4 protein-coding genes are annotated in these 10824 nt (G+C 35.7%); all 4 read right to left on the reverse strand.

The features are described 5' to 3' along the window. Window positions 1–288 precede the first annotated feature (288 nt). Entirely contained in the window at window positions 289–639 is a 351-nt protein-coding gene (locus tag HNS40_RS20650) for a single-stranded DNA-binding protein (protein WP_172284524.1), read from the reverse strand. A gap of 312 nt (window positions 640–951) precedes the next feature. Then, the gene (locus tag HNS40_RS20655; RefSeq protein ID WP_172284526.1) at window positions 952–3417 is read right to left on the reverse strand and encodes an Ig-like domain-containing protein; all 2466 of its coding nucleotides are present in this window, start codon (window positions 3415–3417) and stop codon (window positions 952–954) included. Window positions 3418–3452: 35 nt separating this feature from the next. Further along, window positions 3453–5198: a hypothetical protein gene (locus tag HNS40_RS20660; RefSeq protein WP_172284528.1), complete on the reverse strand. Its 1746-nt coding sequence runs from the start codon at window positions 5196–5198 to the stop codon at window positions 3453–3455. A 244-nt stretch (window positions 5199–5442) separates the two neighbouring features. Continuing rightward, window positions 5443–10158, reverse strand: coding sequence for a lamin tail domain-containing protein (locus HNS40_RS20665; protein WP_172284530.1), 4716 nt, complete (start codon window positions 10156–10158; stop codon window positions 5443–5445). Window positions 10159–10824: the final 666 nt, after the last annotated feature.

A 10824-nucleotide genomic window follows, 5' to 3' on the forward strand; every position in this document is an offset into this window, starting at 1 on the left:
TGACTGTACATGTTTATCAGAACCAAAGCCGTCGATTCTATTTCCATCACCTCCAATGTCATTATTTTAAAAGCTAAAGCCCTTTGCTGAAAAATCTAATATTCTATAATTCACCGATTACACTTCGACGTGTTTGGGAAAAGCCACCCCGCCTAATTCCTAAGTTTATTATTGCTTAATAGCATTGTAACTATGAAAAGGCTAAAAACCATTGCTCCCCATAATTTTTAATGTGACCCAAAAGACCTCACTAGGAGGTCTTCAAAATCAATATATGGGAGGGAAAACCTATTCTGATTTTTGTTCTTTCTTACTAATAATCATCACTTGATCTGCCACCACTTCAGTCACATATCTAGTGGTTCCAGTTTTGTCTTCATAGCTTCTGTTTACCAATTTCCCTTGCACCATCACCTCTGTACCTTTATTCAAATAACTATGAGCATAATTGGCTGTACCATTCCAAGCTACCACCTGATGCCACTGGGTGTCTGTTACTTTATCACCGTTTTTATTTTTATAGGTTTCGCTGGTGGCTATGCTCATAAAAGCTTTTTTGCTTCCTGAAGAGAATTCAGAGATTTCAGGGTTGGCACCTAATCTACCTACTAATTGTACTTGATTTCTTAAATTTTTCATGATACTTGTTTTTAAGTTTTTAATTCCGGAATACCCGGTTATCGTTTTGTTGATGAGGCAAAATTATATCGAGGCCTCCCAGATAATCGGTTCATAACCACTTGTATCCGTATATTAAGTGTTTGTAACGGTTTGTAAACGAATATAAATCAGTATTACAGCTATTTATGAAAATTTGCGGAGGCTAATAAAATGATTCAAATTTGTACTATTGGGACTAGTTGATAAGGGTAAAACAGCAAAAAAGGCTATCCAAAAGCAATAATATACTTTTCGGACAGCCTATTCTTACATGACTTGTATTTTACAAATCTATTTACCTTCCCGGTAACGGTGGATTTTATATCCATTGTCATCCGTTATTGAGCCTCCCACAATAAAACCAAGATTTGAACCATAGAATTCAATATCAGCAAGGCCTTCTAATCTGGTGAAACCATCTACAGGTTCCCAGTTTATTCCACCGTTTATGGTTTTGTATAACTTCGGTTTTTGAACTCCAAAATAAGTTTCTATCCAATAACCCGTATAGGCATCCGTGAAAAATAATTTCACCTCATAGCCTCCAAGCATATCGGAACCATTAAAAATTTGTTCCCAAGTATTTCCGCCATCTGTAGTTCTAAATAACAAATTTAGACTGCTGACTATCCAGCCCTCCACATCATTAAGGAAGAATAAATCAACAATGAGGTCTTCACTACTCAATCCAATATCCACTAAATTGAATCCTCCATTTTTATAAATACCTAGGTGTTTTTCTTCACTACCATCATATTTCATATTGGGGATAAATATAGTTCCTCCATTAGAAACGATTTCAGGATTTGGAACATAGCCATCTTGATAACTTGTAGCCACATTATAATCGGAGAAATATAGATAAGTCTCCACCATAAACTGATCTGTACTATAGAAAGCCATTACTTCTTCTCCACCCACTCGGCCATACATTACCAATGGCGTTGATTCCGAATGATTTATCACCACACTTTCACCCAGAAAGCTCTGAATAGGCTGATTATCCATCCAAGTTGCACCTCCATCATTGGTATATAAGAAATTATAGCTAGAGCCAAAACCATATCCATCATTAGCACTTAAGTATACAGGATCTGACATATACTTCACTTCATTTTTGTTAATCCAGCTCCAACTGTCACCAGCATTGCTACTGAAGAATATTTCGCCCTCATCGGCTCGAACCCAAATATGACTATCATCCAATAAAAATATATCAGATAAGGCCATATAATCGGGCAATCCACTAATATGATCTTTCAAATTATAGACATCCCAACCCGCTAAAACCACATTTACACTGACTGGTTCCGATTCTAATTCATGATCGGCATATATTGCTTTTGCCTTTAAAATATAAGTATCTGCACTTAAGTCCGAAGTATTCCATTCGTAATTAAAGGGCTCCTCTATATCTTCACCAATTAAGACCTCATTCACATAAAACTCTACTTTTTGTGGTTGAGATCCAGAGGTATAGACATCTATGATACTCGTGTTTCCTATGGCAATCTGGGCATTTGGAATGGGGGATGTTATACTAATAGATTCCTCAGTACTTCCATCTTCAATATGATATAGATTGATAGGATAGTCGAATATCTCCCTTTCTTCATTAAGAATATCGAAACCAAAAACGGTAAGAACAACTCCTGCAGTTCCTTTTATTCCCAAATCAAAGTCCATATTAAAATTCTGATTGGCTAAGAGTTCAGCTTCTAGGTTAGAATAGGCTTTGATTCCAATAGTAGGACCAGCTACTCCATAAAGCAATAAAGAGGCTCGTGGACCAATACTTGTTTCAATGCTAGCATTTGCCTCCACCGATGGAACAATAAATGTTTTATCGAAATCTGATTCTCCAATAGTTGACCAACCTTCATTTTCATATTTAATGCCAAAGCGATTATCAAAAGTTTCGGAAGCGCCAGTGGTGATGTGAGCAGATATTTCTCCTTTTACATTGATAAAAAACTCAATTGTTGGAGTGAACACTAAAGGAACAGGCCCAGCCATGATGGTCCAAGGGGTAAATTCAATGGCTGCAAATCTGAATTCTAAATTATCATCAAAATTCCCATTGCCTTCCACATTAATGCTTCCTCCTTGGTTAAACTCTATTCCTGCTTCGAGCAAGTCAACTTCAAATGGAGGCATATCTAATGTTAGAGACCAGTCGAAATCCCAGAAAAATTCTAAGTCAAAATAACTCTCCCCCGAAATATTAACACCATTTTCTGATGTTCCAAATTGATGATCAAAATCAAAAGAAAAGGCTCTAAACCGATCTCCACTTGCTTCTTTTAGCTTTATACCAGGAGCTAACTCTAAGCTACGGATATCACTCATTTTCAGATCGCCTGTTTTAAATCTAATACTCGCCTGTTTAATAGCTTCGTAAAGCAGGGCTTGTTCCGTGCGAATTATTTTAGTCCCACCATCGCTTTCAATGGCAGTAATTTTTCTCATATATCCATTTGGCGCCTTTGAGGAAGTTGAATCCACTATAATATCACCCACTGCTAAGGAGTTTAGAAAGCTAGAAGATGAGCTTATGGAAAGACTAAAATCACTGGTATCTAGATCAGTAATGGCAGTACGAGCATCAAAGTCCATGGTTTTAGTATGGTAACCTAAAATAAACTCCTTTTCTTGTGGCTCGGGTTCAATAATGGCTTCTTCTTCATCTTTCTTACAGCCGGAAAGCAGTAAACTCATAGCGACTAGAATAAGTATTGCAAATTTTATATTTTTCATCTGATTGTTTTTTTTAATAAATGATTTACATAAATCTATCTAACATGATATTCTACACCATCTAAATCTTCAAAAGTCACATTATTACTGATATCCACGCTTGACTCTTCATCAACACTGACACCATGAGCTGAAATATGTGCAAAATGAGTATTACTTAGATTCAAAGGTGTGCTGGCATGCTTAAAGTTAATAGCTCCCCAAGGTATCTCATCACCACCTGCATAAGAAATAACACTATGGGAGATACTACAACTATAAGCTCCTTCATAATAATATATTCCATCCCAGTCCCCTTTATTAGGCATAGGTTTATTACTAGTAAAAATAATTGGATCGTCAATACTCCCATTAGCTATCACACTTGCAATATTATCTTGCCAATAAGCAATGTCGATCTGACCATTAATTGGAAACTCTATTCTTACTCCTGGTTCTATAGTTAATTTTATTCCATTTCCAGGGGCTCCAATTCTCATAGTGCCTTCGACTATATATGGGGCAGATTGTTTGGTCCAAGTATAATCTCCTGCAATATCTAATTCTTCATCATTGGCAATTTGAATTCCCAGGTCGGTATCAATATTGTTTTCTCCAATGATAGTATGAACAAAATTTGGAAATATGGAAATAGGATAGAGGAGGTTACCAAGGAAAATATTTCCGCCGAAATCAGTGAAATAGGCATCATGAATAAGGTTGATGGCATTTGTTTTGCTATAATAAAATTCACAGTTTTTAAATGCCACATGAGATTCTTTGATAAATATCATGCCATTATAATCCCTAGAGCCACCAAACTCAAAAGTACTATACTTAAAAGAACAGTTATAGGCGCCTTCGTAAAATGAGAATCCTTTCCAGTCACCCGCAGCAGGAGAATTACTTGCACTTGAAAACAAGATTGGTTTTTCTACAGTTCCTTCCGCAATGATAGTAGCATATTGGTTTTCCCAATAAGCAATATCCCATAATCCACCTTCCATAAACAGAACCTCAGTTCCAGGAGCAATATGAACAATACTTCCTTCACCTTCGGCACCAAACCTAATGGTTCCTTCTTGATAAAATGGAACACCTTGATCGGTCCAGAAATATTCCCCTTGAGCGGTAAAATCTTCATCGTTTTCTATCCAAATACCAGTGGATGTTTCATATATATTACTCCCAGTAATGGTATGTACATTATTAATATAAACAGAAATAGGATAACTATCTATATTGGTAAAAAAGTTTTTGTCGAAAGCACTGAAAGCCCCTTCTGATTTTAATCTAATACCTACATTGGCTGCTTCACGAATAATAGAATTGGTGAATGCGATAGCGGTTTCTTTAATATAAACAGAACCATAAGTATCTTTGGAACCTGCATATTCAATAATCCCAAAATTAATATTACAATCGGTAGCTCCTTTATAAAAATGAAGACCTGCCCAATCTCCACCCGATGGATTACTGGCTGCTGATGTAAATAGAACAGGAAGTGCAGCTGTTCCTAAAACTTCCATTGTAGCATATTCATTATCCCAATAAGCAAACTCTAGGGAACTGCCTTCTGTAAATCTAATAATGGAACCTGCTTCAAAGGTAAGCTTGGCATTTCTGACTCTAATGGTGCCATCAAATATATAGGATATACCTGTTTTGAAAGTCATGTCTTCAGAGATATCTCCGGTGAGCTCGCCACCTACTGGAATATTTGGAACTTCAGTTTCTTTCTCACAAGAAACCAGACTAATTGAAAAAGCGAGGAATAATAAATAGAGGAGTTTTTTTGTCATGAGAATTGTTTTTGAGTGTTTGAATCTTGTTTTCTGCAAACATAGTTGCTGCTGGCAACAAAACCCTCATCCTTTAGACTGAAATATAAATAAATATTAGGGTTTATCCTGGTTTTTATCTAGTCCTTTAGTATGATGAGTGCTGATAATCTTTGATTTGAGGATTTTAAACCAAAAGAGCTCGTCCAACTATAATATTTCTAGAATACTTCATTGAACAAGCTCAATTCGTAGATTGTTGTGCCTATTGTTTTACAACTTTGCGATAAATAATAGATTCCCCATTTTTGATACTAAGGAAGTAAACTCCATTTTCAAAATCTCCTAGATCAAAAGCTTTCTGAAGTTTTTCGGATGTGTATGTTATAAGATCCTCTAATATGATTCGTCCTGCAAAATCGATAATAACTATCTCAATATTATTTTGTATGTTTTCTAAATCTAAAGTAAATTGACCATTATTAGGATTTGGGAATATTTGCGCCTTTAGTTTTGTATGCTCTATTTCTGATACTTGTTCGCATAAATCATATTCTATATTCACAGAAGCAAAAGATTCACATCCAAAAGCATTTAAAATAGTAACTTCATAAGTGATGGTTTGTGGACTATCAGAAGTAACGTAAATCACTTGATCAGAGAATCCACCTGGCTGCCATTGGTATGACATAGCATTTTCAGCATTGGCTTGTAAATAAACCCCACTATTTACACAATAAGGTCCTGTTGTTGGGTTGACTGTTATATCAACAGGAGAAGCATAAGCATCCTCAATTATTATTGGGTTTCCTTGGAATAAAATCTCACAATCGTTGGCATCTTTTACTTTCACCAAATAAGATCCTGCTATTAAATCTATGAAATCTGGAGCAGATTGGAAATTGATTCCATTATCAATAGAATACCACAAATCTCCTGCTCCTCCACTAGCATTAATATGAATGCTCCCTAAATCGCCATTACATTGAACGTCATTAACTTCAGCATCGGTAATTTGAATTTCTTCGTTTTGATGAATAATAACAGGATTGTTTTCATATTCAAAAACACAGTCGTTGGCATCTTTCATCAACAAAAAATAGGAGGAGGCTTCCAGATTGTCAAAATCACTATTTATTTGATAAGTAGCCCCATTATCTATTGAGTAGCTCAATGTTCCAGTTCCACCAAAAGCTGTAATATGGATGCTACCTTCATTTCCTCCGAAACATTCAATGTGTGTGACATTTACACTCTCATATTCTATGGCGGAGGGTTCTGTTATATGAACAGGATTGTTTTCATATTCTAGCGTACAATCAAAAGCATCTTTAATAAACACTTCATAATCCCCAGCCAAAAGATTATCAAATTCACCGCTGTCACTCCATGATATTCCTCCATTTATGGAGAAGCTAAAATCATCGGCTCCACCACTTGCCATTATGGAGATATTTCCATCATTGGCTCCAAAACAGGTGTTGATATTACTGGATGACACTGACATGATCAAAACAGAAGGTTCATTGATGATGACTGGATTTTGAGTATATTCAGTCACGCAACTATTGGCATCAATAATGCTAATATTATAGGTGCCTGCTGCTAGATTATTGAAAACTCCAGAGTTGCTTTCATAATTAATTCCTCCATCAATGGAATACATGATCTCACCACTTCCTCCGTTGGCTGAGACCACAATTTTCCCATTGCTATTTCCATTACATTGCGATACATTGGTGGCTTGAACATTAGCCAAAACTAATAGTTCAGGTTCTGTTATAATGATAGGGTTTTCATGCTCGTAGATACAATCGTTAGCATCTTTAATTTTAATCTGACAACTTCCAGCACTAAGATTAAAATACTGACCATCATTGAGCTGATAAGTAAGTCCATCATCAATAGAATAGGCTAAGATTCCTGTTCCACCAAAGGCTGAAATATGAATTTCTCCTGTGGCCTCTCCATGGCAAGTACTCACATTCAAGGACTCTATTTCGCTTAGACTTATGGCTTCTGGTTCTGTAATGATGACCGTTTCTTCCCATGCTGTTTCACAATTATTTTCATCACGAATAAGGATTTGATATTCTCCAGTATTTAAATTTTCGAAAAGAGGGTTATCTGAGAAACTGAGTCCATTATTGATGGAATATTGATAAGCTGCATTTCCACCACTGGCCGTGATTTCAATACTGGCATTCATATTTCCGGCACAGCCTGTGATATTTACAGACTCCACTTCAGTTATGATTAATTCAGAGGCTTGGCCAATAGTAACACTCGTTGGCCATTGTATTATACAGCCATTTACATTTTTAACATAAATATTATAAGTCCCAGCCATTAAGCCATTAAAAACGCCAGAGGTATTTGAAAAGTCACTTCCATCAATACTAAAGAACAAGCCTGAGGAGGCCCCTGAAGTAATAATACTAATCATTCCATCATCATCTCCATAACAATCAATTTCAGTAGTGGTGATCTCTACAATATCAAACTCCTCGGTATTGGAAATCAAAACAGAAAAATTACAATTACTAGAATTACCTTGAAGGTCATTAATAATAAAACCAATAGTATGACTTCCTAAATCACTGTCGGTAAAAACAGTTCCTGCTGCAGGATTTTGAACGATGGATTGAATTCCACAATTATCACTACTTAAGAGTAAATCACCATAATCGGGTAATTCCACTTGGCAACCATCCCCTATTTGTAATTCTTGGTTTGTTGGACAAGTTATTTCTGGTGAAATAAGGTCTATTACAGTTACGATAGCCGTATTAGAAGATGAATTGTTTTGATGATCAGTTACAGTGAGTGTAACAGTGTTTGGTCCCACATCATCGCAAGAAAACTGATCAATGTCTATTTGCATTTCACTAATTCCACAGTTATCATAAGAACCATTATTAATTTCTTCCGCCGTAATATTTACTATACCATTCTCATTGAGGTCGACAATAATATTTTGAGTTTGAACTACAGGCAATATGTTATCATCAATGCTTAGGTTTAAGGTAATGATGGAATCGCAACCCACTGCATTTTCAATAATATGAGTCGCTGTATTATTACTCGATGAATAAGTAATCCCATCAATCCAAGTATAGCTTTCGCAAGCTTCAACAACATCAATGCTTTCAGAGTTTTCGAGGATGCTCAGGCTGAGCGTGATGGTAGAATCACAAGCTGCAGCATTTTCAACAATATGAATTGCAGTGAAATTATCTTCTGTATAGGTATTTCCATCAATCCAAGTGTAAGTTTCACAGGCTTCTACCTCAAAAACACTTTGGCTACTTTCTAAGATGGTGAGGTTAAGAGTGATAACAGAATCACAACCTGTGGCATTATTTACAATATAGGTCGCTATATTATTGTTAGAAGTATAAGTGATTCCATTTCTCCATGTATAAGATTCACAAGACTCTACAATATCAACTCCTTCTAGATTATCAAGGATTATCAGATCCAAGGTAATGATAGAATCACAGCCTGCAGTATTCTCAACAATATGAGTAGCTGTATTGTTATTTTCAGTATAGGTGGCGCCATCAATCCAAGTAAAGGATAAACATTCCTCATGACTATCTATGCTTTCAGTCTCTTCAAGAATGGTTAAATTCAAAGTGACAATAGAATCGCAACCTACGGCATTCTCTAACATATGAATCGCAGAGTTATTGCTTTCGGTGTATGTTATTCCATCAATCCAAGTATAAGTTTCACAATATTCTATCTCATCTATTCCTTCTGTATTTTCAAAAATACTAAGGTTTAGAGTAATAATAGAATCGCAACCTGCCATATTTTCAATGATATGAGTAGCTGTATTATTGTCTTCGGTATAGGTGATGCCATCAATCCAAGTATAAGATTCACAGGCCTCTTCCTGGTCTAATGATGAGGTATTTTCGTTTATTGTTAAATCCAGTGTAATGATAGAATCGCATCCTGCAGCATTTTCAATAATATGAGTTGCGGTAAAATTGCTTTCTGTATAATTATTTCCATCAATCCAAATAAAAGATTCACATTCCTCATAAACATCAGTACTATAGGAGCTTTCCAGAATCGTTAAGTCTAAGGTGATGATGGAGTCGCAACCCATGGCATTTTCCAATATATAGGTGGCCACATTATTACTTTCAGTATAGGTGTTTCCATCTATCCAAATATAGCTTTCACAAGCTTCATTAATATCTGTAAACTCAGAATTTGGGAGTATACTGAGGTTTATAGTAATTAGAGAATCACAAAAATCTGCATTTGGAATGATGTCTTCATAAACACCAGTGCTGGTCCAAGTATGATTTCCACTAGGCGAAGTATAGGAGCCACAAACACTTGGATTAATAGTAGATTCTGTATCTTCACAAGGAGGGCTACAGGCGTCATCATGGCTTCCGGGACTTCCGAAAAGGTCTTTGCCATTAATCACAATTCCGGTTGTAGTAGTTGAGGCAGTCCAGTTGGCACCATCTGTATGGTCGCTAGACAGATCACATAATACCATAGATGGACCATCCCCATCGGCTTCAGGCCAAGGCGCATTATCATCAAAAACCACTTCATTCAAAATTACTCCATTATTATCTTTCACAGTTATTCTTTCTCCGCCATTCGCCAAGCCATCAAAATTTAAATTATAGGCATCAGGATATCCAAAATTTCTTTCAAGGGCCATGGAGTCTTTTGCAATAACCACATAACCATGTGCTGCAATAAAAGCATCAGTTGGAAAATAATAATCATCTTGATCGCTTATGGAAAATCCACCAAGGTTAATATCACTCGAGGTGGTATTATAGATTTCAATATATTCTAAGCTGTCAACACCAGATTCAGGAGGGTTATACATAATCTCAGTAATCACAATATCTCCTGGGGAAGCAGCAAAACTAGGGGTAAAAGGCACAGTTCCTATAAGTAGTAATAGAACCGTAATAAAACGAAATAAAAATTTGATCATGGTTGCATTAATTGGGCTCAATAATTGAAGGCTTGCTTCAGGTATTGATAATGGTTATATATGTGATACAAAAATACATAATAATATGATATTCAAAAATCAAAACCCAAACAGTCCATTATTTAACTGAAGTTTCACATGCTGATTAAATCTTGCAGCATATTCAATATCAGGCGATAAAAAAAATAGAACTTTTCATAATGAATCCTTGTGCCTTGGTGACTTACTGGCAAGATATTGATTATTAGCCACCAAGACTCAAAGACACTAAGAGTAACAAAGTCAATACCTATCTAACCTGGATATGTTATCTTCTTGATATTCTTTACGTTATCATAATTCAATATTTATTAAAACTCCTGGTATCAATGATTTATAACCATTGCGAAACTTGAGTTATCTAACCTGTTTTATTGGTCGATGAAGTAGATCTTAAAACAGAATTAAAATACAATTAATATAGAGGCTCCATCTTTTGGTGCTTATAGAAAACGCTCCTATTTTATCTTAAAAAAAAGATTCAATTGAAAATATAAAAATAGGGTTACCCATTTAAGTCTCGTGTAATTTAATCGAAGCGTAAGCAATCGGTTTATGCTCTACGCATCTCTGAATGATTTTATCTAAAATTGATTGGCGATGATTCCTTCTGTTAAATCTAAAGAA

It is taken from the genome of Lentimicrobium sp. S6 (assembly GCF_013166635.1).
GTDB lineage: Bacteria > Bacteroidota > Bacteroidia > Bacteroidales > UBA12170 > UBA12170.

Excerpts from the sequence above, each read along its gene's own strand:
- HNS40_RS20660 (WP_172284528.1), bottom strand. The coding sequence starts at position 5,198 with ATGACAAAAAAACTCCTCTATTTATTATTCCTCGCTTTTTCAATTAGT.
- HNS40_RS20655 (WP_172284526.1), bottom strand. The coding sequence starts at position 3,417 with ATGAAAAATATAAAATTTGCAATACTTATTCTAGTCGCTATGAGTTTA.
- HNS40_RS20665 (WP_172284530.1), bottom strand. The coding sequence starts at position 10,158 with ATGATCAAATTTTTATTTCGTTTTATTACGGTTCTATTACTACTTATA.
- HNS40_RS20650 (WP_172284524.1), bottom strand. The coding sequence starts at position 639 with ATGAAAAATTTAAGAAATCAAGTACAATTAGTAGGTAGATTAGGTGCC.